This window comes from Blastococcus sp. CT_GayMR19, assembly GCF_004570385.1.
GTDB lineage: Bacteria > Actinomycetota > Actinomycetes > Mycobacteriales > Geodermatophilaceae > Blastococcus_B.
Window position 1 is genome coordinate 64,735 of sequence record NZ_SPQL01000012.1, and the last position, 24,176, is coordinate 88,910.

The window sequence follows — 24,176 nt, forward strand, 5'->3', positions numbered from 1 at the left end:
GAGCGCGGCCCCGAGATCGGCGAATTGCAGGTCAGACCACTGTCTCAGTGACTCACCGGTAGCGCCTGCCAGCCCCCCGACGGTGTGACGACGGCGTCGACGCGGTGGTCGTGCGGCTCGGACGGGAGGGCGTCGACGAGCTCGTCGTCGAACACGAGCGCCACCACGACGGCGTCCGGGCGGGCGTGCAGCAGGGCCCGGTCGTAGTAGCCACCGCCGCGGCCGAGCCGGCCGCCGTCGCGCGCCACCGACAACGCCGGCACGACGACCACGTCGGCGGTCCCGATCGCGGTCGGGCCGAGCCGCGGACCCAGCGGCTCGAGGAGACCGAAGCGGCCGGGGGCCAGCCGGCCGGTGTCCACCGCCCACGCCAGTTCCTCGCCGCCCGGAGGGACCACCGGGAGCAGCACGCGGGCGCCGAGCTGGGTGTAGGCGGCCGGCAGGCGGCCGTGACCGGGCTCGGTCTCCTCGGGCACGTACGCGGCGAAGGCCCGGACCTTCGCCAGGCCCGGCAGGAGCGCCGCGACGATCGCCGCGGACGCCGCGGTCCGCCCGGCCTCCGGCTGCGCGGCGCGCCGGGCGAGGACCAGTGACCGCAGGGCGGACTTTTCGGCACCGGTCTCGCGCGGGGAGGTCACCGGGGAAGGCTAGGGCGTTCCTGCGAGACTTCGTCCCCCGAGCGGTCCGCCGACAGCGCGTCGCGGGCCTGACCGGCGCCGAACCGGGGCACCATCGGGGCTGCACGGCGGCTCCGGACCGGATGGACCCGGGCAGGGGACGCCGCACAGGCCGGTGTCGGCAGGCGGCGAACGGCACGGCAGAGCGACGGTGGTGAGGATGAGCGAGGACAGCACGGGCGGTCGACGGGACACCGCGGAGGTGGACCTGCGCCGCGGGCCGACGCACCCGGCGGCCGCCTCGTGGGACACCCAGGCCGTCCGTCCGGCCCCCGTCCGCGCCGCCGTCCGCTCACGGGCCGAGTTCGTGGAGGAGCCGGAGCCGCCGGTCGAGCAACCGGCGCCGGCCTACCCGGTGCAGCTGTCGGAGGGGCTCGCGCAGGTCCGCACCGTGACGCGGCACCTCGACGAGATCCTCGCCGCCGTTCCGCAGCCCGACCCCATCGAGCTCGCGGTCCTGGACGCCCAGGGCCTGCTCTGCGCGGAGGAGGTGGTCAGCGCGCGGGCGCTGCCCGCCTTCGACCAGGCCGCGCTCGACGGGTACGCCGCCCGCTCCGAGGACATCGCGGCGGCCACCCCCGACGAGCCGGTCGGGCTGGCCGTGGTGGGGGAGAGCGTCGCCGGGGCGAGTGCGCCGTCCTCCATCGGACCCGGCCTCGCCCTCAAGGTGGCCGCCGGGGCGATGCTGCCGGCGGGCGCGGACGTCGTCGTCCCCGCGGTGTGGACCGACCAGGGCGCGGTACGGGTCGGCGTCCACGCGGGACCGCCGGCCGGCAGTTACGTGCGCCGCACCGGCGACGACGTCGCACCGGGTGATCCCGCCGTCCAGATCGGGACGCCGATCGGCCCCGCGCAGATCAGCCTGCTGGCGGCGGTCGGCCGGGAGCGGGTGCTCGTGCGGCCGAGGCCGCGGATCGCCGTCCTCTGCGCCGGCACCGAGCTCGTCGACGTCGGGACGTCGCCGGCGCCGGGCCAGGTGGTGGACGTCAACAGCTACGCGCTCGCCGCGGCGGCGCGGGACGCCGGCGCCGAGGCCTACCGTTCCGGGATCCTTCCGTCGGACAAGCGCCGCCTCGCCGAGGTCCTGGAGAGCCAGCTGCTGCGCAGCGACCTGGTGCTCATCGCCGGCACCTTCGCCAGCGGGGGGTTCGACCTGGTGCAGGAGACGCTCAACGAGCTCGGCCAGATGCGTTTCCGCCAGGTCTCGATGCACCCGGGGCCCGCGCAGGGTTTCGGGCGCATGGGACGCGACGACGTCCCGGTCATCTGCATCCCCGGCGAGCCGGTGGCCGCGCTGGTCGCCTTCGAGGTGTTCGTCCGCCCTGCGATCCGGCTGATGCTCGGCAAGCGCCAGCTCTTCCGCCGCACCGTGCAGGCGATCGCCGGGCAGCCGCTGATGTCGCCGCTGGGCTACCGCCAGTACCTGCACGGCACTGTGATGCGCCATCCGGACGGCGGCTACGTCGTCGAGCCCGTCGGTGACGGCACCGAGGCGCTGCTCGCCCGCATGGCCCGCGCCAACTGCCTCATCGTCATCGACGAGGACGTCACGGAGGTGGCCGCCGGCGGTCTGGTCACCGTGATGCCCCTGCTCCTCGGCGGCTGAGCTGGACGCCACCCTGCATCCCGGCTGGCCCGCCCGGCTGAGCTGGGGGCCGGTGGAACTGGAGCCGATCCGCCGCCGGGACGCCGCCGAGTGGAGCCGGCTGCGCCTGGACAACGAGGACTGGCTGCGGCCCTGGGAGCCGTCGGCCTCGCAGCCGTGGGACGTGCGGCACACGCCGGCGGCCTTCCGGGCGATGCGCCGCGTGCTGGCCCAGCGCGCCCGCCTCGGCACCTCGCTGCCCTTCGCGATCCGCGTGGAGGGCCGGCTGGCCGGCCAGGTGACGATCGACAACGTCGTCCGCGGGGCCCTCCGGTCGGGCTACCTCGGCTACTGGATCGACCGGTCGGTCGCCGGCCGCGGGATGGCCTCGCTGGCCGTCGCGCTCGTCTGCGACCACGCGTTCGGGGAGGTCGGACTGCACCGGGTGCAGGCCGACATCCGGCCGGAGAACCTGCCCAGCCAGCGCCTGGTCGAGCGCCTCGGGTTCCGCCAGGAGGGACTGCTGCGGCGCTACCTCGAGATCGACGGCGACTGGCGGGACCACCTCGCCTACGCGCTCCTGGCCGAGGATCTGCCCGCCGGCGTGCTCGCCCGGTGGCGGGAGCGCGTACCACGCTGACCGGTGCGGGAACCGGCACGCGCCGGGCGACACGCCCCAGTCGTCACACCGACCACACAACACCTCAGCGACACACCGCGCGCCTCCCTGTTCCGGAACCCGTTCCTGCTTACCGTGGCCACCGCAAGTGACTGATGTGACAGGTGGTGTTCGGATGGGATCGGGCGTGCTCTTGGCCGCTCTGGTCGTGCTCTGGTTCGTCGTGCTGGTACCGATGGTGGTCACCCGCGGCGACTCTCAGGGAGGCCGGGCCGAACTGGCCTCTTCGGGCCGAACGCTGCAACGTCGCCGGACGGTGGACCCCGTCGTCCACGCGCCGACGGAGCGGGTGTCGATCGACCGCGACGCGTTGCGCACCAGCGGTGAGCTCCAGGTCGACGTGCATGCCCTGCGGCGTCGCACGCTCGCCGGCCTGACGGCGCTCGCTGCCCTCTCCCTGGTCGGCGCGCTGATCTACAGCCCGTGGCTGTGGGTGGCGAACGTGGTGCTCGACCTCGCGGTCGTGGGCTACGTGCTCGTCCTGCGCAAGGTCGCCCGCCGCGAGCGGCTGGCGGCCCGCCGGGCGGCGCGTGCCGCGATGCGCGAGGCGCTCCGGAACCGTCCGGCTCCCGTCGAGGCGCCGATGGTCTCCGACGCCGTCCACGAGACCGTGGCGCAGGAGCACCTGCCGGCCCTGCCGCACCCGAGCGTGCCGTTGGCTCCGGTGCACCCGCTGCACCCCGGCCGGGTGGTGGCGGCCCGCACGCCGGCGCCGCTGGGCTGGCAGCAGAGCGCCGTGGTCGGTCTGGACGACGACGACATCGGTTTCGCCGACATCGACGTCTACGAGCCGCGCCGCGTCGCCAACGCCTGATCGGCCTGTTCGCAGCCCGGCTCTCCGGCGTCGCCCCGGTGGCGGCGCCGGAGCGCCGGGACGGTAAAGTGTCCGTCGAAGGGGCTGTGGCGCAGTCCGGTAGCGCACCTCGTTCGCATCGAGGGGGTCAGGGGTTCAACTCCCCTCAGCTCCACACCTTCACAGTTCCACCGTTCCACCGTTCCACCGAGACACCGCAGGATCCAGCCGACGCCGTCGGGGCTCACCGCCCCGGCGGCGTTCGCCGTTCGAGGAGGACGTGTGAGCGAGCGTGCGAGCTCACCGATGGATGGAGCAGCCCTGCGAACGCGGCTGACGAGCGCCGGCGAGGAGGACTCGTGAGCGAGCGTGCGAGCTCACCGATGGATGGTGCAGCCCTGCGAATGCGGCTGACGAGCGCCGGCGAGGAGGACGTGTGAGCGAGCGTGCGAGCTCACCGATGGATGGTGCAGCCCTGCGAACGCGGCTGACGAGCGCCGGCGAGGAGGACGCGTGACCGCGCAGGGGAAGCCCCAGCCGGGCGGTCCGCAGTCCGACCGGCTCCGCTGGCTGGGGCGGGGCGTCGTCGTCGCCATCGCGCTGTGGTTCATCGCGGACGGGCTGAGCGGCATGTGGCCTGGGGCCGGGACCGTGGCCCGGGTGATGATCGTGGTGGCGGTGGTCCTCGGGGTGGCCTTCGCCGTCGTCGGGCTCCGCTACCTGGCCCGGCGCGGCCGCGAGGGCTGATGTCAGCCGGCGCTGCGGAAGTTCGGCGTCCGCTTCTCGACGAACGCCCGCACGCCCTCGCGTCCCTCCGGGTCGTCCGCGGACTCCCGGATCGACCGCGCCTCGTCGTCCAGGTGCTCGTCCAGGGTGTGCGCTGCCGCTCCGCGCACGAGCCGACGGGTGCGCACCATGGCGCGGACCGGTCCGGCGGCGAGCTGGTGGGCCAGGGCGGTCGCCGCGTCCTGGAGGTCGTCGTCCGCGACCACCCGGCCGACCAGGCCGAGCTCGTGCGCCTGGGTGCCGGTGAGCGCGCCGTTGGTCAGCATCAGCTCGAGCGCCCGCGGGGCGCCCAGCGCACGGGTCAGCGCCCAGGAGGACCCGCCGTCGGGGGAGAAGCCGAGGGCCCCGTAGGCGGGGCGGATCGTCGTCGACGCGGCGCAGACGACGACGTCGCAGGCGGCGAGGAGGCCGACCGCCGCCCCGGCGACGGCGCCGTGCACACCGGCTACGACGGGGACCGGGCAGTCGAGGATCCGCCGCACGACCGCGTGCCAGTCCGCGGCGAGCTGCCCGACGAACGTCCCCAGGTCGTCGGCGCCGGCGAAGGACGCGACGTCGCCGCCCACGCAGAAGCGGGGCCCGTTGCCGAGCAGCAGGACCGCCCTGGTCTCGGCGGGGCGTCCGGTGAGCGCGTCGGCCAGGGCTTCGGCGAGTGCGGGGTCCAGCGCGTTGCCGGCCTCCGGGCGATCGAGGGTGATCCGCCAGACGTCGCCGTCGGACTCGGTCAGCACACGGGGCCGCGTCATCGCCGTCCTCTCGATCGGGGCGTCAGAACCAGGAGGGGAACCACATGCGCGTGCGCCACTCGACCACCGACAGCGGCTCCCCCGTGAGCACCGGATAGAAGTAGGCGAAGGTCGCCGCGACCACGGCCAGATAGAGGCACACCACGCCCAGCCCGATCTGCCGGCGCAGGACGTCCGACCGCGCCGGGCCGAGGACGTCCTGCAGCACCAGCGTCAGGGCGAGGATGAAGAACGGCACGACCGGCGCCATGTAGAAGATGAACATCGTCCGGTCGAGGTTGACGAACCAGGTTCCCCAGCCCGCTGCGAGCGCCACGGCGACGACGGCCGCCGCCGGGTCCCGACGGGCGGCGATCCGCCAGACCAGCCACAGGGCGGCCGGGACGAAGGTGAACCACAGGATCGGCGCCCCGAACATGAGGATGTAGCGGACGACCTGGTCGCCTGCGGGGTCGGTGAGGCCCTGCGGGTTCCACAGCAGGATGGGCCGCCCGGTGACCAGCCACGACCACGGCCCCGACTCCCACGAGTGCGGCGTCGACAGCCCGTTGTGGAACGTCAGCCACTGGGCGTGCTCGTGCCACAGCGAGCGCAGCGCGTCCGGGACGAACGGATAGTCGGTGTCGGGGTTCTGCTGGGCCCAGGCCTTGCCCTGCGACGTCTCGCCGAGGAACCAGCCGGTGAACGACGCCAGATAGGTGAGCACCGGGAGCACGGCGAGGGCCCAGACCGCCCCGGGCAGCCCCCGCCGGGCGGCGGCGCGCGTGGGGCGGACGACGCCGGCCTCCCGCCAGGCGGCCCGTTCCCACAACAGGGAGGCGACCGCGAAGAAGGCCAGGAACCACACGCCGCTCCACTTGACCGCGCACGCGGCGCCGAACAGCACTCCGGCGGCGATCCGCCAGCCCCGCGGCCCGAGCCGGACGCCGGTGGCCCCGATGTCGGTCGCCGAGTGGATCCGTGCGCGGACCCGGTCCCGGTCGACGACCAGGCAGGCGACGGCGCCCAGCACGAGCACCTGGACGAACACGTCCAGCAGGCCGACCCGGGAGAGGGTGAAGGAGAAGGTGTCCAGCGCGAGGAGCAGGCCCGCGACCAGGCCGAGGACCGTGGAGCCCGTGAGCCGGCGCGCGAGCCGGACCAGGATCACGACGGCGAGCGCCCCGGCGACGGCCGAGGGGAACCGCCAGCCGAAGGAGTTGTAGCCGAACAGCTGCTCGCCCGCCGCGATGAACCACTTGCCCAGGGGCGGATGGACGATGAAGGAGTAGCCGCGGTTGTACTCGAAGCCCCACGTCAGCAGTTGGTGCGCGTGGCGCGGGTAGTAGGCCTCGTCGAAGAGCAGGTCCCGCGGGTAGCTGATGCCCCACAGCCGCATCGCCAGAGTCAGCACACCGAGCGCCCCGGTGAGCAGCCACGCCAGCCGGCGGTCGTCCGGGAGCGGACGGAAGTGGTCCCGCCTGGCCCGCGGCTGCCGGCTCGGGGCGTGCGGCACCTCGGACGGCGGTGGTTCCTCCTCCGCCCGCTCGGGTGCCAGCACCGCCATGCCGCCAGGGTAGGTGGCGCGACCCGTCGTCCTCCCGTGACAGGCTCCGTGCCGTGACCGGACGGCTGGTGCTCGGCGGCGCGCCCCTCGGGCAGCCGGGTGACGTGGGCCCCCGGCTGCGCGAGGTGATGGCGACCGCCGACGTCCTGGCCGTCGAGGACACCCGCCGCCTGCACCGCCTGGCCGCCGACCTCGGCGTCACGTTCACCGGCCGGGTGGTGACTTTCCACGAGACGGTGGAGAAGGCGCGGCTGCCCGGGCTTCTGGCCGCCCTGGCCGACGGGGCGACCGTGCTGCTGCTGACCGACGCGGGCATGCCGTCGGTGTCCGATCCGGGCTACACGCTGGTGCGGGCGGCGATCGAGGCCCGCGTCCCCGTGACGTCGGTGCCCGGCCCGTCGGCGGTGACGACGGCGCTCGCCGTCTCCGGTCTCCCGGTGGACCGGTTCTGCTTCGAGGGGTTCCTGCCCCGCAAGGGCGGGGAGCGGCGGTCGTCGCTGGCCGCCCTGGCGGACGAGCGCCGCACGATGGTCTTCTTCGAGTCGCCGCACCGGCTGGCCGACGCGTTGGCCGATGCCGCCGCCGCGTTCGGGGACACCCGTCAGGCGGCCGTGTGCCGCGAGCTGACCAAGACCTACGAGGAGATCCGCCGGGGCCCGCTGGCCGAGCTCGCGGAGTGGGCCGCCGAGGGCGTGAAGGGCGAGATCACGCTGGTGGTCGCCGGGGCATCGGGCGTGCCCGCCCCGCTGGACGCCGCAGAACTGGCCGCCGAGGTCGCCGCGGAGGAGGCCGCCGGTGCCACCCGCAAGGATGCGATCCGCGCCGTCGTCGTCCGCACCGGGCTGCCGCGGCGGACCGTCTACGACGCCGTCCTCGCCGCGAAGCGGGGCTGACCCGCGCGTCTGTGCGCCTTTCGGGCCCATATCCGCCCGCCGGATGGGCCCCGGAACTGCTCAGTCGCGGCGGGCCGGGGTGCCTAGAGCCAGTTGTTGCGCTTGAAGGCGCGGTAGAGCAGCACGCAGGAGAGGGCGATGACCACCAGCACCAGGGGATAGCCGAAGCGCCAGCCCAGCTCCGGCATGTGCTCGAAGTTCATGCCGTAGATCCCGGCGATCGCGGTCGGGACGGCGATGATGCCGGCGTACGCCGAGATCTTGCGGACGTCCTCGTTGTCGGCCAGCGAGGTCCGAGCCAGCGAGGCCTGCAGGATGGACGAGAGCAGTTCGTCGAGCGCGGCAACCTGGTCACGGACGCGGATCGCGTGGTCGAGCACGTCCCGGAAGTAGGACCGGATGGCGTCGGGGACGACGTCGATCGGCCGGTCGGCCAGCTTCTGCAGCGGCACCTCCAGCGGGGTGACCGCCCGTCGCAGGCCCATCAGCTCCCGCTTGAGCTGGTACAGCCGGCCGATGTCGTCGGTCCGGTCGGGGCTGAAGACCGAGGCCTCGAGCTCGTCGACGTCCTCCTCCACCAGGCCGGCCACCTCGACGAACGTGTCGACGACGAGGTCCGCGACCGCGTAGAGCACCGCGGAGGGCCCCAGGCACAGCAGGTCGTGCTGCTCCTCCATGCGGGCCCGCAGCTCGGCCAGCCCGCTGTGCCCGCCGTGCCGCACGGTGATGACGTAGTTCGCGCCGAGGAAGACCATGACCTCGCCCGTGTCGACCACCTCGCTGGTCGCGGTCAGCTCCTCGTGCGCCACGTAGGTCGCCGTCTTGAGCACCATGAACAGCGCGTCGTCGTAGCGCTCGAGCTTGGGCCGCTGGTGGGCGTACACCGCGTCCTCGACGGCGAGGGGGTGCAGTCCGTAGGTGGCGGAGAGGGCGTCGAGTTCGGCCTGGGTGGGCTCGTAGAGCCCCAGCCACACGAAGCCGCCGGTCTCGGCGGCCACCCGCAGCGCCTCGTCGGGCGTCACCGGCGCCTGCCGGTGACCGTCGACGTAGACCGCGCAGTCGACGACGGGGTCCTCGCCCCGCCTGCGGGTGGGCGCTTGGCGCTGCCGGCCGGCCGGGCGGGGACGGAGGCCGGGCGTCGGATCCACGAGCGTGGACGGCGGGATGGGCAGCGGGGAGACCTCGGGCGGGCCCGCCGGGCGATCGCTGGCGCTCATCGCGCAACCTCCTCCGCTCGCCCGCGAGCCGTCCCGTGGGCGTGTGCAGCGTAGGCATGCGCCGTCCCCGCCCCCGTGCCACGCTGCCCGGAGGGATGATCGATGCCCGACAGGGGGACGCCGTGGCCGCAGGCACCCGCAGGGTGAAGTCCGTCGAGGACTCGATCCGCGACACCGACGAGCCGGAGCACCGGCTCAAGAAGAGTCTGTCCGGGCTGGACCTGACGGTGTTCGGCGTCGGCGTGATCATCGGGGCGGGGATCTTCGTGGTCACGGGTGTGGTCGCGCAGACCCAGTCGGGGCCGGCGGTGGGGCTCTCGTTCGTCATCGCCGGGATCACCTGCGGTCTGGCCGCGCTCTGCTACGCCGAGTTCGCCTCGACGGTGCCGGTCGCCGGCTCCGCCTACACGTTCTCCTACGCCACGTTCGGTGAGTTCGTCGCCTGGATCATCGGCTGGGACCTGATCCTCGAGTTCGCCATCGGGGCCGCGGCCGTCTCGGTCAGCTGGTCGGGCTACCTGCAGCAGATGCTCGGCGACATCGGCCTCGAGCTCCCCTCGACGGTCGCCGGCGAGGAAGCGCGGTTCAACATCCCCGCGATGGTGCTCGCCCTGGCGATGACCGCGGTGCTCGTGCTCGGCATCAAGCTGTCGTCCCGGTACAACGCGGTCGTGGTCGCCATCAAGGTGGCCGTCGTGCTGCTCGTCGTCGCGGTGGGCGTCTTCTACCTGAACGCCGGCAACTACAGCCCGTTCGTGCCGCCGGCACAGCCGAGCGAGGCCGCCTCGGGCTGGGATGCGCCGCTGGTCCAGAGCCTGTTCGGCTTCGCGCCCACGACGTTCGGGTGGGGCGGGGTCGTCGCCGGCGCCTCGATCGTGTTCTTCGCGTTCATCGGTTTCGACATCGTGGCGACCGCGGCCGAGGAGACCCGCGACCCCGGGCGGGACATGCCCCGCGGCATCCTCGGCTCGCTGGCGATCTGCACGGCCCTGTACGTGGCCGTGTCGCTGGTGGTCGTCGGGATGCAGCGCTACACCGAGCTCAACGCCGACGCGCCGCTGGCCGGGGCGTTCTCCGCCGCCGGGTTGCCGGTGTTCGCCACGATCATCGGGCTCGGCGCGCTCATCGGCCTGACGTCGGTGGTCATGATCCTGCTGCTCGGGCAGTCCCGCGTGCTCTTCGCGATGAGCCGGGACCGGCTGCTCCCTCGGTGGTTCTCCACGGTGCACCCGCGCTACGGCACCCCGTACCGCATCACGATCGCGACCGGCGTGCTCGTGGCGGTCATGGCGGGGGTCGTCCCGCTGGGCGAGCTGACGGAACTCGTCAACATCGGCACGCTCGCTGCGTTCCTGCTCGTCTCCATCGGCGTGATCGTCCTGCGCCGGACCCGGCCGGACCTGCCGCGGGCCTTCCGCGTGCCGTTGATGCCGGTGCTGCCCATCCTCGCGGCATTGGCTTGCCTGTGGCTGATGCTCAACCTGACGGGGAACACCTGGATCCGCTTCCTCGCCTGGATGGCGCTGGGCTTCGTCATCTACTTCGCCTACGGACGCCGGCGCAGTCGGTTCAACACGCCGGGGGACCGCGAGGACGCCGCCGCCGCGAACGCCGCCCGACGCGCCTGAACGGTCATCCGGAGGGGTGAATCCAGCGGTCGGGGCCTACAGCCGGGCGCCGGACGGGACGACGGGATCTCATGGCGATCAACGTCCTCGATGCACGCGACACCTTCGCAGCGCCGCGCGTCCGCGTGCCCGCCCTGCGTCTGGTCGCGACCGCGTCGACGTCGTCCGCCCGTCGCCTGCCGCTGACCGTGATCGCGGCCGGCGGAATCGGCATCATCGAGGCCGTCGGCCTGCTGGCCGTGGCCGTCGCCGGCATCGACGGCGTGCTCACCTCCGTGCGGCCCACCGGCATGGCCCTGGCGCTCGGCCTGAGCGCCCTGGCCGCCTGGGTGGTGGCGTGCGCCGGCAGTGGCGCCGGCCTGATCGAGGGCGTCGGCCGCCGGTTGTTCATGGGCCTCGCCTACGGCGAGACGGTGCTGGTCGCGGTGCTGCTGGTGGCGGCCACGGTCGCTCCGGTGTTCGCGCCCCCCGCGGGCCTGCCCCTCCCCGCGCTGGCGCTGCTCGTCCTCGCCGTCCCCGTCGGCAAGCTCCTGCTCGCCGGCGCTCCGTCCGCGCGGCAGTGGGTCGCCGACGGTCCCCGCACCCGCGTGCAGCGGCCCGACCCGGTCGCCGCGCACCGCCTGCTGGCCACGGTGACCCTCGGGGTCATCGGGATCTCGCTGGGCGCTCTCGCGCTGCTCGCTCCGGCCCAGGCGCCGGACGGCGGGCCGGGCGCCGCAGCGTCGAGCGTCGTCTACACCAACGACTGACCCCCGGGGCGGCCGCCGCGCGCCGAGCCGGGTGGACGCCTCCGCCTAGGCTCAGCCCGTGACTGATCGGCACATCCTCACCGCCGTCGCCTGGCCCTACGCCAACGGCCCGCGGCACATCGGCCACGTCTCCGGGTTCGGCGTGCCCTCCGACGTCTTCAGCCGCTACCACCGCATGGCCGGGGACAAGGTCCTCATGGTCAGCGGCACCGACGAGCACGGGACGCCGATCACGGTGGCCGCCGACGCCGAGGGCGTGACGCCCCGGGAGATCGCGGACCGGAACAACCGGATCATCGTCAACGACCTGCAGTCGCTCGGGTTGAGCTACGACCTGTTCACGCGGACGACGACGGTGAACCACGCCGGAGTGAGCCAGGAGATCTTCCTGGGCCTGCTGAAGAACGGCTACGTGTTCCCGCAGACGACGCTCGGCGCGATCAGCCCGTCGACCGGGCGCACCCTGCCCGACCGGTACATCGAGGGCACCTGCCCGATCTGCCAGTACGACGGCGCGCGCGGCGACCAGTGCGACAACTGCGGCAACCAGCTCGACCCGATCGACCTGATCAACCCGGTCAGCAAGATCAACGGGGAGACGCCGAAGTTCGTGGAGGAGGAGCACTACTTCCTCGACCTCCCGGCCTTCACGCGGGCACTCGGCGACTGGCTGGCCACCCGCAAGAGCTGGCGCCCGAACGTCCTCAACTTCAGCGTCAACCTGCTCGACGACCTCAAGCCCCGCAGCTACACCCGCGACATCGACTGGGGCGTCCCGGTGCCGCTGGACGGCTGGCGCGACCGGAACGACAAGCGGATCTACGTCTGGTTCGACGCCGTCGTCGGCTACCTGTCGGCGTCGATCGAGTGGGCCCGCCGGTCCGGCGACGCCGACGCCTGGCGGCAGTGGTGGCAGACGCCGGACTCCGACGCCTACTACTTCATGGGCAAGGACAACATCGTCTTCCACTCCGAGATCTGGCCCGCCCAGCTGCTCGGGTACAACGGCGAGGGCGACAAGGGTGGCACCGCCGGCTCGCTCGGCCGGCTCAACCTGCCGACCGAGGTGGTGTCCAGCGAGTTCCTGACGATGGAGGGACGGAAGTTCTCCTCGTCGCGCCAGGTGGTCATCTACGTGCGCGACTTCCTCGCCCGGTACGACGCCGACGCGCTGCGGTACTTCATCGCCGTCGCGGGTCCGGAGAACCAGGACACCGACTTCACCTGGGCGGAGTTCCTGCGCCGCAACAACGACGAGCTGGTCGCCGGTTGGGGCAACCTGGTGAACCGCACGGTCTCGATGGCCGCCAAGAACGGCGGTGGGATCCCCACGCCCGGTGAGCTGACCGGCGACGACAAGGCACTGCTGGCGACGACGTCCGGCGCCTTCGAGCCGGTGGGCGACCTGCTGTCCCGCAACCGGCAGAAGGCGGCGATCGGCGAGGCGATGCGCGTGGTCGCCGAGGCGAACAAGTACCTGTCGGACCAGGCGCCCTGGAAGCTCAAGGAGGACCCGGCCCGGCGGGACACGGTGCTGCACACCGCGTTGCAGGCGATCAAGGACTGCAACACCCTGCTGACGCCGTTCCTCCCGCACTCCGCGCAGACGGTGCACGAGCTGCTCGGCGGCACCGGCGTCTGGTCGGGCCGGCCGCAGATCGAGGAGGTCACCGACCTCGACGACGGCTCGCCCTACCCGATCATCACCGGGCGGTACGACGAGGGGCAGGCCGGCTGGGGCTCGACGCCGCTGCCGCCGTCGGGCACGCCGCTCGCGCCGCCGACGCCGATCTTCACCAAGCTCGATCCGTCGATCGTGGACGAGGAGCTGGCCCGCCTGGAGGGCGGAGCGTCGTGAGTCGGTCGGCATCCGCCCGCGCGAACCGGCGGGGCGAGCCGCCGCCGTCCCCGGAGCCGTTGCCGTCGCCGGCGCTGGACAGCCACACCCACCTCGACATCGTCCTGGGCGAGCGGCCGGCCGGCGACGAGCACGGTGAATGGGCATCGGACGACGACGTCGACGCGGAGATCGCCGCTGCCGTCGCGGTGAACGTGCCGCGGCTGGTGCAGGTCGGTGTCGACGTGCCCTCGTCGCGCTGGTCGGCCGCCCTGGCCGCCCGGCACCCGAACGTGCTGGCCGCCGTCGCGCTCCATCCGAACGAGGCCGGGGCCGGGAAGGCGACGGACGACGCCCTCGCCGAGATCGACCGCCTGGCGGCGCTCCCGCGGGTGCGGGCGGTGGGGGAGACGGGGCTGGACCGCTACCGCACCGGTCCCGAGGGCTGGGCGGCGCAGGAGGCGTCCTTCCGCGCGCACATCCGGATCGCCAAGGACCGGGACGTCGCCCTCGTCATCCACGACCGGGACGCCCACGACGAGATCCTCCGCGTGCTGGACGACGAGGGCGCTCCTCAGCACACCGTCTTCCACTGCTTCTCCGGGGACGCCGCCTTCGCCCGGGCCTGCGTCTCCCGGGGGTTCGTGCTGTCCTTCGCGGGCACCCTGACCTTCGGCAATGCGGCCAACCTGCGCGCGGCGGCCGCGCTCACGCCGGTCGACCAGCTGCTGGTCGAGACCGACGCGCCCTTCCTCACCCCAATGCCGTACCGCGGCCGGCCCAACGCCTCCCGCCTGGTGCCGCACACGGTGCGCGCCCTCGCCGAGGTGACGGGCGTCGACCTCGACGAGCTGTGCCAGAGCCTGACCGCCACCGCCGAACGCGTCTTCGGCAGCTGGGACGACCGGAGCTAGGCAGCGGGGGACGAGCTGTCGAGCCGAGTGGGGGCCCGGAGGGTCTCCGCGCAGGCGCGACGCAGGGGCTCAACGCCGGCGGGGACGGCAATTGGCAGCGGTGTCGTCCGGAGGACGACGGTGTCGTGGTCGCGGTGTCGTCCGGAGGACGACCGTGTCGCGGACCGGTCGAGCCGAGTGGGGGCCCGGAGGGTCTCCGCGCAGGCGCGACGCAGCGGCTCAACGCCGGCCGGGACGGAAACTGGCCGCGGTGTCGTCCGGAGGACGACGGTGTCATGGACGGTGTCATGGCAGCGGTGTCCTCCGGAGGAGGACAATGCGCACCGTGGGTCGCCTCATCGCTTTCGTGCTGTTCATCGCAGTGCTCGTTCCCGGCGTGCTGCTGGCCCGGGCGTGGTGGCTCGCCGCAGGGCGTCGCGCCGTCGCAGCCGGGGCCGTGGAGTTCGCGGAGCCGAGCCCCGCAGGTGCCGCGACCCTGCAACGCCAGGCGCAGCACGGACGGCGCATCCGGCAACTCGGTCTGCTGCTCGGGGTCGCCGGCGTGATCGGCAGCGTCGTCCTGCTCGCCGAGGCCTCGGTGTTCCTGTGGGTGCCGGTCCTGGCCGCCGCGCTCCTGGTCGGCGTCGTGCTCGCCGAGGCGACCCGGCCCCGGCCGCGCTGGAAGCTGGCCACCCCGCCCCGGCGGCCGCGCCGCGGCGAGCTGATCTCGCCCTGGCTGGTCTGGATCATGCGTGCGGTCGTCGCCGCCGAGGTGGCTGCCACGGTCGGGCTATGGAGCTCGGGCGAGCTGGGGATGCCGGTCGCCTGGGCGGCCCTGATCGTTCCCGTCGTCTCCTGGCTGCTGGCCGAGACCGCCCTGCTGCGCGCCGTCCTCCGGCCACTGCCGTCCGAGGGCGCCGACGTGCCGGTCGACGAGGCGCTGCGGACGTGGACCGCACACCTGGTCACCGCGGCGGCCACCGTCCTCGCGCTCCTGCCGCTGGGCGCCCTGCTGCTGGTCGCGGGGATCGATCCGGACGGCGTGAGCGAGGGCTACGACTTCCTGCCGGTGGCCCTCGTCGCCGGTGGCTTCTCCGCCCTCGCCGCCGGCATCGCGGTGGCCGGCTTCCTGCTGACCTGGCTGCGCCCCATCCGGTCGAGCGCCCGCGCCCTCACGGGCTGAGTCGAGCGCCCGCGCCCTCACGGGCTGAGTCGAGCGCCCGCGCCTTCACGGGCTGATCCGCCGGTCGTCCGGTCGACCGGCGGGACGCCGCTCGACCCGTGGGCATGCCCTGCTGTCGCCGATGGCACGCTGTGCCCTTGCTCACAGGCGCCGGCCCAGGAAGATTTCCGTCCCAGCAGCCTCACCCGGCACGTCCGTCACACAGGGTATCGGCGTGCCCACTCAGCGCTATTGAGCGCCTCTGGTTCACTCGTTGCGCACCGTTGCCACTAGTACCGAGTTCGTTATCGTGTCGTGACCGACAGCCGGGGTGGAGACCTATCCGGGCGGCGTATCCGACCGGAGCAGGCGCTCCGGCTGGTCGCTGTCCAGGGTGGGGACCATGACAGGCGGCCGCCTCCGGGTGGTGCCTGTTCTCCTGCCCGGGTTCTGTGACCTTGTGGAAGTGTTGTGCGCCGCTCCCTCCAGCTCAGCCTCTTCGCCGTCGTCCTCCTGGGGCTCGTCGGCGGTTCGCTGGCCTTCTTCCTCGCCCAGAAGTCCGTGACGCTGACCGTCGACGGCCGGGTGCAGACCGTCGGCACGTACGCGTCGACGGTCTCCGAGATGCTGGACGAGGAAGGGCTCGAGCCCGGCGACCACGACGTCCTCCTGCCGGCCGCCGACAAGGCGCTCGCCGACGGTGACGCCGTCGTCCTCAGCCGGGCCCGCCCGCTGGAGCTCACGGTGGACGGCGTCTCGCGCGAGGTCTACGTCACCGCGCTCTCGGTCGACGAGGCGCTGGCGCAGCTGGGTTTCCGCGCCGACGGGCTGGTCCTCTCGGCGAGCCGCAGCGAGCGTCTCCCGCTCCAGGGCATGGAGCTGACGATCACCACCCCGAAGGAGATCGTGCTGGTCTCCGACGGCCAGGAGCGGGTGGTCACCACGACCGCCGCGACCGCGGGCGACCTGCTCGCCGAGCAGGGCGTCGCCCTCAGCGAGACGGACCGCACGAGCCTCTACCTGGAACAGGGCCTGCTCAACCGCATGCGCCTGCAGGTTTACCGGGTGCAGGTCAGCGAGGTCGCCGAGACCGTCGCGGTGGAGCACGAGCGCGTCGAGACCGCCGACCCCAACGCCCTGCAGGGTGACGAGAAGGTCACCGCGCCGGGCGTGGACGGGGAGAAGGTCACGGTCTACCGCGTGACCGTCGTCGACGGCGTCGAGACCGCTCGGGAGGCGCTGAGCACCGAGGTCACCCGTGAGCCCGTCGCCGAGCAGGTGACGGTCGGCACCAAGGCGCGCCCGGCGAACAGCCCGAGCGCCGACGGCCTGAACTGGGCGGCGCTCGCGAAGTGCGAGTCGGGCGGCCGGCCGAACGCGGTCAGCGCCTCCGGCAAGTACCGCGGCATGTACCAGTTCTCGCAGGGCACCTGGAACAGCGTGGGCGGGACGGGCGACCCGGCGGCGGCCTCCGCCGACGAGCAGACGTTCCGGGCGCAGCAGCTCTACGCCCGCTCCGGCGCGGGTCAGTGGCCGCACTGCGGTCCCCGCCTGTTCGGCTGATCGAGCCCTCCTGAGCACCCTCCCCGAGCAGACCGACGGGCTGCTGGGCCCGGCCGCGATCCGCGAGCTGGCCCAGCAGCTCGAGCTGCGGCCTACCAAGAGCCTCGGTCAGAACTTCCTCCACGACGCCAACACGATCCGCCGGATCGTGCGCACCGCAGGGCTGCGGCCGGCCGACGTCGTCCTCGAGGTGGGTCCGGGTCTGGGCTCCCTGACCCTCGGCCTGCTGCCGGCCGCGGCCCGGGTTGTCGCCGTCGAGATCGATCCGCGCCTGGCCGCCCAGCTGCCCGTCACGGTGGCCGCCCGCACCCCGCAGCTCGCCGAGCGGCTCACCGTCGTCGAGGCCGACGCCCTGCGGCTGCCCGCCCTGCCCGGCCCGCCCCCGACGGCGCTGGTCGCCAATCTGCCGTACAACGTGGCGGTGCCGGTGCTGCTGACCCTGCTGGAGCGCTTCCCGACCCTCGACCGCGCGCTGATCCTCGTCCAGGCCGAGGTCGCCGAGCGGCTGGCCGCGGGGCCGGGCACCCCCGCGTACGGCGTGCCGTCGGTCAAGGCCGCCTGGTACGGCGAGGTCCGTCGCGCCGGCGCCGTCGGCCGCCGGGTCTTCTGGCCCGAGCCCAACGTCGACTCCGGACTCGTGGCCCTCGTGCGCCGGCCACCCCCGCCCGGCGACCGGCAGGCCACCTTCGCGGTGATCGACGCCGCCTTCGCCACCCGGCGCAAGGGGCTGCGCGCGGCCCTCGCGCGGTGGGCCGGCAGCCCGGCGGCTGCCGAGACCCGGCTGAGGGCCGCCGGGATCGACCCCACCGTCCGGGGCGAGCAGCTGTCGGTGACCGACTTCGCCCGGCTGGCCGCCACCGCCCCGGTGGAGCCGTGACCGCGGGGGACTCCGTCGCGGCGCGCGCCCCGGCGAAGATCAACGTGCACCTGGCGGTCGGTCCGTTGCGGCCGGACGGCTTCCACGAGCTGCGCACCGTCTATCTCGCGGTCTCCCTGTTCGACACCGTCACCGTGGCGCCGGGCAGCGGGCTGTCCCTGACCGTGACGGGGGAGGGGACCGGTGCGGCGACGGGTGCGGCCGCCGTCCCGACCGATTCCCGCAACCTCGTCTGGCGGGCCGCCGAGCTGCTGGCCCGCTCCGCAGGCGTCCCCGCCGACGCCACCATCGGGATCGCCAAGTCCATCCCGGCGGCGGCCGGCCTGGCGGGGGGCAGCGCGGACGCCGCCGCCGCGCTGGTCGCCCTGGATGCGCTGTGGGGTACGCGGGCCAGCCGCGCCGACCTCACCGGGCTGGCGGCCCAGTTGGGCAGCGACGTCCCGTTCAGCCTGCTCGGCGGGATCGCACTCGGCTCGGGGAGGGGGGAGCAGCTCTCGCCGGTCCTCGCCCGCACGCCCTGGCACTGGGTCCTGGGCATCGCGGGGGAGGGGTTGTCGACGCCCGCCGTCTACGCGGAGCTGGACCGGCTCCGGGCGGCGGGCCGGATACCGGACGGCACCGAGCTCACGCCGGCCGAGCGGGTGATCGCCGCGCTCCGCAGTGGTCCGCCGGCCGCGCTGGCCGCCGGGCTCTGCAACGACCTCCAGGCGCCGGCGCTCGCCCTGCGGCCGGCGCTCCGGCGCGCCCTCAGCGCGGCGGCCGATGCCGGCGCCGCCGCCGTTCTCGTGAGCGGCTCCGGCCCGACGGTGGCGGCACTCGCCGAGGACGAGGCGGGCGCGGTCCGGCTGGCGGCCACGCTGGCCGGTGCGGGCGTCTTCCGCACCGTGCGTGCCGTCAGCGGGCCGGTGCCGGGCGCGCGGCTCGTCGGCTGACCCGTCAGCCGGTCGGGCGCACGGCCCGATCGATCAGGTTCGGGTGCGGATCCAGGTGCGCGAGGCCGTTGTAGGACAGGTTGACCAGGTGCGCGGCCACGGCGTGCTTGTCGAGCGAGCGGTTGTCCAGCCACCACTGCCCGACCAGGGCGACCATGCCGACCAGCGCCTGGCTGTAGAGCTCGGCGAGCAGGGGGTCGTACCCGCGGGCGTCGAACTGGTCGGCGAGGATGTGCTCGACCTTGCGGGCCACCTCGCCGATGAGCGAGGAGAACGTGCCGCCCCCGGTGGTGACCGGCGCGTCCCGGGTGAGCACCCGGAAGCCGGCGGTGTCCTCCTCGATGTAGTCCAGGAGCACCAGGGCGGCCCGTTCCAGCAGCTGGCGCGGATGGCCGGGGGCCGCCAGTGCCGAGGTGAAGCGGTCGAGGACCAGCTGGAGCTCACGGTCCACGACGACCGCGTACAGCCCGTCCTTGCCGCCGAAGTGCTCGTAGACGACCGGCTTGCTGACGTCGGCGTGGGCCGCGATCTCCTCGATGGAGGTGGCCTCGAAGCCCTTCTGCCCGAACAGCTCGCGGCCGATGTCCAGCAGCTGCTCACGCCGCTGGGCGCCGGTCATCCGGATGCGGGGGCGGGGTGCGCTGCTGGTCATGTCGCCGGCCTCATGGCTTGCTGCTCATCGGCGGAATCCTGCCCCGGGCGGAGGGAACGCCGGGTCCGGGCCCGGTCAGCTCGTGGCCGGAACGGCGTCGCGACGCTTGGCGGCCAGCCGGACCGGGTCGGGCCACTTGACGTCGCGGGCCCAGCCGAGCTTCTCGAAGATCCAGATGACCCGGGCACTGATGTCGATCTGCCCCCGGAGCACGCCGTGACGGGCGGACGTCGGGTCGGCGTGGTGCAGGTTGTGCCATGACTCGCCGCCGCTGAGGATCGCCAGCGGCCAGAAGTTCGTCGCGCGGTCCCGTGAGGTGAACGGCCGGTTGCCGACGACGTGGCACACGGAGTTGATCGACCACGTCACGTGGTGGAGCAGCGCGACGCGCACCAGACCGGCCCAGAAGAACGCCGACCAGGCGCCGGCCCAGCTCATCGTGACCAGCCCGCCGATGACGGTGGGCAGGGCGAAGGTGAGGAAGGCCCAGAGGATGAAGAGCCGGCTCGTGCGGCGGACGGCGGTGTCCTTCACCAGGTCCGGCGCGTAGCGATCGGCGTTGGTCTGCCGGCGGTCGAACAGCCAGCCCAGGTGTGCGTGCCACATGCCCTTGAGCAGGTTCCGGGTTCCGGACCCGTAGCGCCACGGGGAGTGCGGGTCGCCCTCGCGGTCGGCGAAGGCGTGGTGACGGCGATGGTCGGCGACCCACTGCACGACCGGGCCCTGCACCGCCATGCCGCCCACGGCGGCCAGCGCGACGCGGAGCGGCTTGGTGGCCTTGAACGAGCCGTGGGTGAAGTGCCGGTGGTAGCCCACGGTCACGCCCAGCAGCGTCAGGAAGTAGAAGCCCACGAAGAGGCTCACGTCGGTCCAGGAGAGCCCCCATCCCCAGACGGCGGGCACCACTGCGGCCAGCGCCAGGAACGGCACGATCACGAAGACGTAGAGCGTGACCTGCTCGACGGTGCCCTTCTCGGCTCCGAGCGCGGTGGCGGGCAACCCGGCGTTCGGGTCCGCGGTGCGGGGCGGAGCCGTGGGCCGGGTGAGGGCAGGAGCGGACAAGGTGCCTCCGGGGCAGGAAAATGGAACGCCGGCGCGCTTGCGGCTCAACGCCCTCCGGCAAAGCTACGTCTCCGTAACCTACGTCACCGTAGGGAACCCGGCGACCCGAGCACCCGACGGTCGCCGGGACCTCGGCGCCAGGTGCCGGCGCGTGCCCTCGCCAGCGCCCGGCCCTAGGCTCGCCGAGGGTGCCGGCACGCGGCGCCTCCGCGGCGGTCGCCCGCGCCGCGGGTGGGGGATGGGGTAATCGGCAGCCCGCCGGCCTTTGGAGCCGTGCAGTCTCGGTTCGAGTCCGAGTCCCCCAGCTCAGCACGTCCGTCCCCGTCCGAGGAGATCCGTGACCCAGGAACGTTCGGCGCCCACCTCCCCGGAGGCACGCGTCGCCGCCGTCGTCGTCCTCGCCGCAGGCCAGGGCACCCGCATGCGCTCGGCCACGCCCAAGGTGCTGCACACCCTCGGCGGCCGCAGCCTGCTCGGTCACGTGCTGGCTGCGGTCGAGCCGCTGGACGCCGGCGCCACGGTCGTGGTCGTCGGTGCCGGTCGCGCGATGGTGGAGGAGCACCTGGCGCAGGTGCTGCCCGCAGCGGTTCCCGTCGTCCAGGAGGAGCAGCGCGGCTCCGGGCACGCGGCTGCCGTCGCGCTCGACGCCCTGCCGGACCTGGAGGGGCCGGTCCTGCTGGTGAACGGCGACGCCCCGCTGCTGCGCGCCGACACGGTGGCCGGCCTCGTGGCGGCCCACCGTGCCGCGGGCAGCGTCCTCACCGTCCTCACCGCCGAGGTCGACGACCCCACGGGTCTGGGCCGGATCGTCCGGGACGCCGACGGCGCCGTCCGCGCGATCGTCGAGGAGCGGGACGCCACCGACGAGCAGCGGGCGATCAGGGAGATCAACGCCGGGGTCTACCTCGGTGACGCGGCGGCCATCCGCCGCGCCCTGGGACGGATCGACGCGGACAACGACCAGGGTGAGCAGTACTTCACCGACGTGCTGGGCCTGCTGGTCGACGAGGGGGCACCGGTCGGCGGCCATGTCGCCGAGGACCCCGACGACGTGCTGGGCTGCAACGACCGGGCCGAACTGGCCGCGCGGCGGCGCACGCTCAACGACCGCGTGCTCGGCGACCTGATGCGCAGCGGGGTCACCGTCATCGATCCGCTGACCACCTGGGTGGACGTCACCTGCTCCGTCGGGCCGGACGCCGTCCTGGAGCCGGGCACCCAGCTGCGCGGCACGACGTCCGTGGCGTCGGGAGCCGTGATCGGCCCCGACACCACGCTGGTCGACGCCGAGGTCGGCGAGAGCGCCTCCGTCGTCCGGTCGCACTGCCTCGGCGCGGTGATCGGACCCGAGGCCACCGTGGGTCCGTTCAGCTACCTGCGGCCGGGCACCCGGCTCGCGCGCGGCGCCAAGGTCGGCGCGTTCGTCGAGACCAAGAACGTCGAGGTGGGCGAGGACTCGAAGGTGCCGCACCTGTCCTACGTCGGCGACGCCACCATCGGCCGCGGGGCCAACATCGGCGCGGCGACCGTCTTCGTCAACTACGACGGCGTGGCCAAGCACCACACGACCGTCGGCGACCACGTGCGCATCGGCTCGGACACGATGCTCGTCGCGCCGGTCTCCGTCGGGGACGGCGCCTACACCGCGGCGGGGTCCGTGATCACGTCCGACGTCCCCCCGGGCGCCATGGCCGTCTCGCGGGCGCCCCAGCGGAATGTGGCAGGCTGGGTGCGCCGCAGACGGCCCGGAAGTGCCGCAGCGAAGGCCGCGGATGCGGCCGAGAGCCAGGCCCAGGCATCCGGGAACGACCGGTCCGAGCCCACCGGGACCGACCACGACCAGTAGGGACAGCAGCCGATGAGCGCGATCCGGCAGGCCAACAGCAAGAGCCTCATGCTCTTCTCCGGGCGGGCCTACCCGGAGCTGGCCACAGAGATCGCCGGCCACCTCGGCGTCGAGCCGACCCCGACCGCCGCCTACGAGTTCGCCAACGGCGAGCTGTTCGTGCGGTTCGAGGAGTCCGTGCGTGGCTGCGACGCCTTCGTGGTGCAGAGCCACACGGCGCCGATCAACACCTGGCTCATGGAGCAGCTGATCATGGTCGACGCGCTCAAGCGTGCCTCGGCCAAGCGGATCACCGTCGTCGCCCCGTTCTTCCCCTACGCGCGCCAGGACAAGAAGCACCGCGGCCGGGAGCCCATCTCCGCGCGCCTGGTCGCCGACATGTTCAAGACCGCCGGTGCCGACCGGCTCATGACCGTCGACCTGCACACCGCGCAGATCCAGGGCTTCTTCGACGGCCCGGTCGACCACCTCTTCGCGCTGGACCTCCTCGTCGACCAGGTGTGCTCGCGCTGGGGCGACCGTGACATCACCGTCGTCTCGCCGGACGCCGGTCGCGTCCGGGTGGCCGAGCGGTGGACCGACAAGCTCGGTGGGGTGCCGCTGGCCTTCATCCACAAGACCCGGGACCCGATGCGGCCGAACGAGGTCAAGGCCAACCGCGTCGTCGGTGAGGTCGAGGGCCGGGTCTGCATCCTGGTCGACGACATGATCGACACGGGCAGCACGATCGTGAAGGCCGCCGAGACGCTCTTCGAGGCCGGCGCCGCCGACGTCATCGTCACCGCCACCCACGGCGTGCTGTCCGGTCCCGCCGTGGACCGCCTCAAGAACAGCCGGGTCAGCGAGGTCATCGTGACCAACACGCTGCCGATCGAGCCCGAGCGGCACTTCGACAAGCTGACCGTCCTGTCGATCGCGCCGCTGCTGGCCCGCGCGATCAAGGAGGTCTTCGAGGACGGCTCGGTGACCTCCCTGTTCGACGGTAATTCGTGACATCGCGATCCTCCGGATCGCACCGCAGCCAGGGGCCGTTCCCCCGTCGAGCTGAGCCGCTGCTTCACGCCTGCGCGGAACCCTCCGGGCCCCACTCGGCGTGACCCGCTGCGCGGGGTTCCCTCCTCGGCTCACGTCCCGTCGTCCTTCGGGGAACCCTCCGGGCCCCCGCTCAGGACGACCGCTTCGCGGGACCTCGACCGGGCTCGGGCACCTGGTCCTCGCGGCTCGGGTACTCTTGCTCCTGTTGCCCGGCGAGGGAGCCCTGCTCCGTGATCGACGTGCGTCTGCCCTCAGGGGTGTGCCGCGCTCGTGCGCCGGCCCGCAGACCCGATCCACCTCTTGAGGAGCACACCCCCCGTGGCAGATTTCCGCCTCGAAGCAGAGACCCGCACCGAGTTCGGCAAGGGCAGCGCCCGCCGCGACCGCCGTGCCGGGCGCGTCCCCGCCGTCCTCTACGGCCACGGCCAGGACGTCGTCCACCTGTCCCTGCCGGCCCGTGAGTTCGCGGCCGCCCTGCGCAACGGCGGCACCAACGCCCTCCTGACCATCGTGCTCGACGGCAAGGAGCAGCTGGCGCTCACCAAGGCCGTGCAGCGCGACCCGCTGACCCGGGTGCACAAGCACGCCGACCTGCTGCTGGTCCGCCGCGGCGAGAAGACGACCGTCGACGTCCCCATCGTCATCGTCGGTGAGGTGGCTCCCGACACGATCCCGAACCACCAGCTGAGCACGGTGCAGATCGAGGCCGACGCCACGAAGCTGCCCGACAGCATCGAGGTCGACGTGACCGGCCGGTCCGCGGGCCAGAACATCACCGCCGGCGACCTGGTCCTGCCGCGTGGCGCCACGCTGATCACCGACGCCGAGGCGCTCGTGATCGGCTTCCTCGGCGCCCCGACGGCCGAGCAGCTCGAGGCCGAGCTGGAGGAGGCCGAGGCCGAGGCCGGCATCGAGCGCGAGGAGTCCGACGAGGCCGCTGCCGAGGCCACCGAGGCGGCCGAGGACTCCGTCCCGTCCGAGGCCGGCACCGGTCCGGACGACAAGTCCTGAGCGGGAT

General features: G+C 73.4%; 22 protein-coding genes and 2 tRNA genes. 18 read left to right on the plus strand and 6 right to left on the minus strand.

The features are described from left to right. Window positions 1–44: 44 nt before the first annotated feature. Window positions 45–638: a 5-formyltetrahydrofolate cyclo-ligase gene (locus tag E4P39_RS16540; protein ID WP_135137668.1), complete on the minus strand. Its 594-nt coding sequence runs from the start codon at window positions 636–638 to the stop codon at window positions 45–47. 199 nt (window positions 639–837) lie between these two features. On the opposite strand from E4P39_RS16540, the gene glp reads away from it, so the two are divergent. The 5 genes from glp (at window position 838) to E4P39_RS16565 (ending at window position 4,481) form a co-directional block, all read left to right on the plus strand. Continuing rightward, window positions 838–2,283: a gephyrin-like molybdotransferase Glp gene (gene glp, locus E4P39_RS16545; protein WP_209306574.1), complete on the plus strand. Its 1,446-nt coding sequence runs from the start codon at window positions 838–840 to the stop codon at window positions 2,281–2,283. Between the two features lie 52 nt (window positions 2,284–2,335). Beyond that, a complete protein-coding gene (locus E4P39_RS16550) occupies window positions 2,336–2,902 on the plus strand; it encodes a GNAT family protein (protein ID WP_245159894.1) in 567 nt (188 codons plus the stop codon). A gap of 166 nt (window positions 2,903–3,068) precedes the next feature. After that, window positions 3,069–3,755, plus strand: coding sequence for a hypothetical protein (locus E4P39_RS16555; protein ID WP_245159895.1), 687 nt, complete (start codon window positions 3,069–3,071; stop codon window positions 3,753–3,755). An 80-nt stretch (window positions 3,756–3,835) separates the two neighbouring features. Beyond that, window positions 3,836–3,909 (plus strand) — tRNA-Ala (locus tag E4P39_RS16560). Between the two features lie 338 nt (window positions 3,910–4,247). Next, on the plus strand, window positions 4,248–4,481 hold the full coding sequence (locus tag E4P39_RS16565) for a hypothetical protein (RefSeq protein WP_135137671.1): 234 nt from the start codon (window positions 4,248–4,250) through the stop codon (window positions 4,479–4,481). A 2-nt stretch (window positions 4,482–4,483) separates the two neighbouring features. Here the strand turns inward: E4P39_RS16565 and E4P39_RS16570 are convergent, their stop codons facing one another. Next, complete coding sequence (locus tag E4P39_RS16570; RefSeq protein ID WP_135137672.1) at window positions 4,484–5,266, minus strand: enoyl-CoA hydratase-related protein; 783 nt, start codon at window positions 5,264–5,266, stop codon at window positions 4,484–4,486. A 22-nt stretch (window positions 5,267–5,288) separates the two neighbouring features. Beyond that, the gene (locus tag E4P39_RS16575) at window positions 5,289–6,812 is read right to left on the minus strand and encodes a phospholipid carrier-dependent glycosyltransferase (RefSeq protein WP_135137673.1); all 1,524 of its coding nucleotides are present in this window, start codon (window positions 6,810–6,812) and stop codon (window positions 5,289–5,291) included. Between the two features lie 53 nt (window positions 6,813–6,865). Between E4P39_RS16575 and rsmI the strand changes: the two genes are divergently transcribed. After that, window positions 6,866–7,705: a 16S rRNA (cytidine(1402)-2'-O)-methyltransferase gene (gene rsmI, locus E4P39_RS16580; protein ID WP_135137674.1), complete on the plus strand. Its 840-nt coding sequence runs from the start codon at window positions 6,866–6,868 to the stop codon at window positions 7,703–7,705. Between the two features lie 83 nt (window positions 7,706–7,788). On the opposite strand, the gene corA is transcribed toward rsmI, so the two are convergent. Next, window positions 7,789–8,922 carry a magnesium/cobalt transporter CorA gene (gene corA, locus E4P39_RS16585; RefSeq protein ID WP_135137675.1) on the minus strand — a complete coding sequence of 378 codons (1,134 nt, stop codon included), beginning with the start codon at window positions 8,920–8,922 and terminating at the stop codon, window positions 7,789–7,791. Between the two features lie 95 nt (window positions 8,923–9,017). Here corA and E4P39_RS16590 point away from each other — a divergent pair, with 95 nt between their 5' ends. The 8 genes from E4P39_RS16590 to E4P39_RS16625 all read left to right on the plus strand — a co-directional run bounded on the left by E4P39_RS16590 (window position 9,018) and on the right by E4P39_RS16625 (window position 18,563). Continuing rightward, window positions 9,018–10,550: an amino acid permease gene (locus tag E4P39_RS16590; protein WP_135137676.1), complete on the plus strand. Its 1,533-nt coding sequence runs from the start codon at window positions 9,018–9,020 to the stop codon at window positions 10,548–10,550. Window positions 10,551–10,621: 71 nt separating this feature from the next. Beyond that, window positions 10,622–11,299, plus strand: a complete 678-nt coding sequence (locus tag E4P39_RS16595; protein WP_135137677.1) for a hypothetical protein — start codon at window positions 10,622–10,624, stop codon at window positions 11,297–11,299. A 58-nt stretch (window positions 11,300–11,357) separates the two neighbouring features. Continuing rightward, window positions 11,358–13,157, plus strand: coding sequence for a methionine--tRNA ligase (metG, locus tag E4P39_RS16600; protein ID WP_135137678.1), 1,800 nt, complete (start codon window positions 11,358–11,360; stop codon window positions 13,155–13,157). After that, window positions 13,154–14,050 (plus strand): TatD family hydrolase, encoded by an 897-nt coding sequence (locus E4P39_RS16605; RefSeq protein ID WP_135137679.1) that lies wholly within the window; start codon window positions 13,154–13,156, stop codon window positions 14,048–14,050. The genes metG and E4P39_RS16605 overlap by 4 nt, the downstream gene beginning before the upstream one ends. A gap of 325 nt (window positions 14,051–14,375) precedes the next feature. Continuing rightward, a complete protein-coding gene (locus tag E4P39_RS16610) occupies window positions 14,376–15,212 on the plus strand; it encodes a hypothetical protein (protein WP_245159896.1) in 837 nt (278 codons plus the stop codon). 450 nt (window positions 15,213–15,662) lie between these two features. Next, on the plus strand, window positions 15,663–16,754 hold the full coding sequence (locus tag E4P39_RS16615; RefSeq protein WP_135137680.1) for a resuscitation-promoting factor: 1,092 nt from the start codon (window positions 15,663–15,665) through the stop codon (window positions 16,752–16,754). Between the two features lie 148 nt (window positions 16,755–16,902). Next, on the plus strand, window positions 16,903–17,631 hold the full coding sequence (gene rsmA, locus E4P39_RS16620) for a 16S rRNA (adenine(1518)-N(6)/adenine(1519)-N(6))-dimethyltransferase RsmA (RefSeq protein ID WP_245159897.1): 729 nt from the start codon (window positions 16,903–16,905) through the stop codon (window positions 17,629–17,631). Next, window positions 17,628–18,563, plus strand: coding sequence for a 4-(cytidine 5'-diphospho)-2-C-methyl-D-erythritol kinase (locus tag E4P39_RS16625; protein ID WP_135137682.1), 936 nt, complete (start codon window positions 17,628–17,630; stop codon window positions 18,561–18,563). The genes rsmA and E4P39_RS16625 overlap by 4 nt, the downstream gene beginning before the upstream one ends. Before the next feature lie 4 nt (window positions 18,564–18,567). On the opposite strand, the gene E4P39_RS16630 is transcribed toward E4P39_RS16625, so the two are convergent. Then, complete coding sequence (locus E4P39_RS16630; RefSeq protein ID WP_245159898.1) at window positions 18,568–19,215, minus strand: TetR/AcrR family transcriptional regulator; 648 nt, start codon at window positions 19,213–19,215, stop codon at window positions 18,568–18,570. 75 nt (window positions 19,216–19,290) lie between these two features. After that, complete coding sequence (locus E4P39_RS16635; RefSeq protein WP_135137683.1) at window positions 19,291–20,277, minus strand: acyl-CoA desaturase; 987 nt, start codon at window positions 20,275–20,277, stop codon at window positions 19,291–19,293. A 232-nt stretch (window positions 20,278–20,509) separates the two neighbouring features. Between E4P39_RS16635 and E4P39_RS16640 the strand changes: the two genes are divergently transcribed. The 4 genes from E4P39_RS16640 (at window position 20,510) to E4P39_RS16655 (ending at window position 24,169) form a co-directional block, all read left to right on the plus strand. After that, window positions 20,510–20,582 (plus strand) — tRNA-Gln (locus E4P39_RS16640). Between the two features lie 32 nt (window positions 20,583–20,614). Beyond that, window positions 20,615–22,123 carry a bifunctional UDP-N-acetylglucosamine diphosphorylase/glucosamine-1-phosphate N-acetyltransferase GlmU gene (gene glmU / locus E4P39_RS16645; RefSeq protein WP_245159899.1) on the plus strand — a complete coding sequence of 503 codons (1,509 nt, stop codon included), beginning with the start codon at window positions 20,615–20,617 and terminating at the stop codon, window positions 22,121–22,123. Between the two features lie 12 nt (window positions 22,124–22,135). Continuing rightward, window positions 22,136–23,116 carry a ribose-phosphate diphosphokinase gene (locus E4P39_RS16650; RefSeq protein ID WP_135137684.1) on the plus strand — a complete coding sequence of 327 codons (981 nt, stop codon included), beginning with the start codon at window positions 22,136–22,138 and terminating at the stop codon, window positions 23,114–23,116. Between the two features lie 360 nt (window positions 23,117–23,476). Continuing rightward, the gene (locus tag E4P39_RS16655) at window positions 23,477–24,169 is read left to right on the plus strand and encodes a 50S ribosomal protein L25/general stress protein Ctc (RefSeq protein ID WP_135137685.1); all 693 of its coding nucleotides are present in this window, start codon (window positions 23,477–23,479) and stop codon (window positions 24,167–24,169) included. The last annotated feature ends 7 nt before the right edge of the window (window positions 24,170–24,176 follow it).

Coding starts and splice junctions, on each gene's coding strand:
- E4P39_RS16650 (WP_135137684.1), top strand. CDS start 22,136: ATGAGCGCGATCCGGCAGGCCAACAGCAAGAGCCTCATGCTCTTCTCC.
- E4P39_RS16575 (WP_135137673.1), bottom strand. CDS start 6,812: ATGGCGGTGCTGGCACCCGAGCGGGCGGAGGAGGAACCACCGCCGTCC.
- glp (WP_209306574.1), top strand. CDS start 838: ATGAGCGAGGACAGCACGGGCGGTCGACGGGACACCGCGGAGGTGGAC.
- E4P39_RS16590 (WP_135137676.1), top strand. CDS start 9,018: ATGATCGATGCCCGACAGGGGGACGCCGTGGCCGCAGGCACCCGCAGG.
- E4P39_RS16595 (WP_135137677.1), top strand. CDS start 10,622: ATGGCGATCAACGTCCTCGATGCACGCGACACCTTCGCAGCGCCGCGC.
- corA (WP_135137675.1), bottom strand. CDS start 8,922: ATGAGCGCCAGCGATCGCCCGGCGGGCCCGCCCGAGGTCTCCCCGCTG.
- E4P39_RS16570 (WP_135137672.1), bottom strand. CDS start 5,266: ATGACGCGGCCCCGTGTGCTGACCGAGTCCGACGGCGACGTCTGGCGG.
- E4P39_RS16630 (WP_245159898.1), bottom strand. CDS start 19,215: ATGACCAGCAGCGCACCCCGCCCCCGCATCCGGATGACCGGCGCCCAG.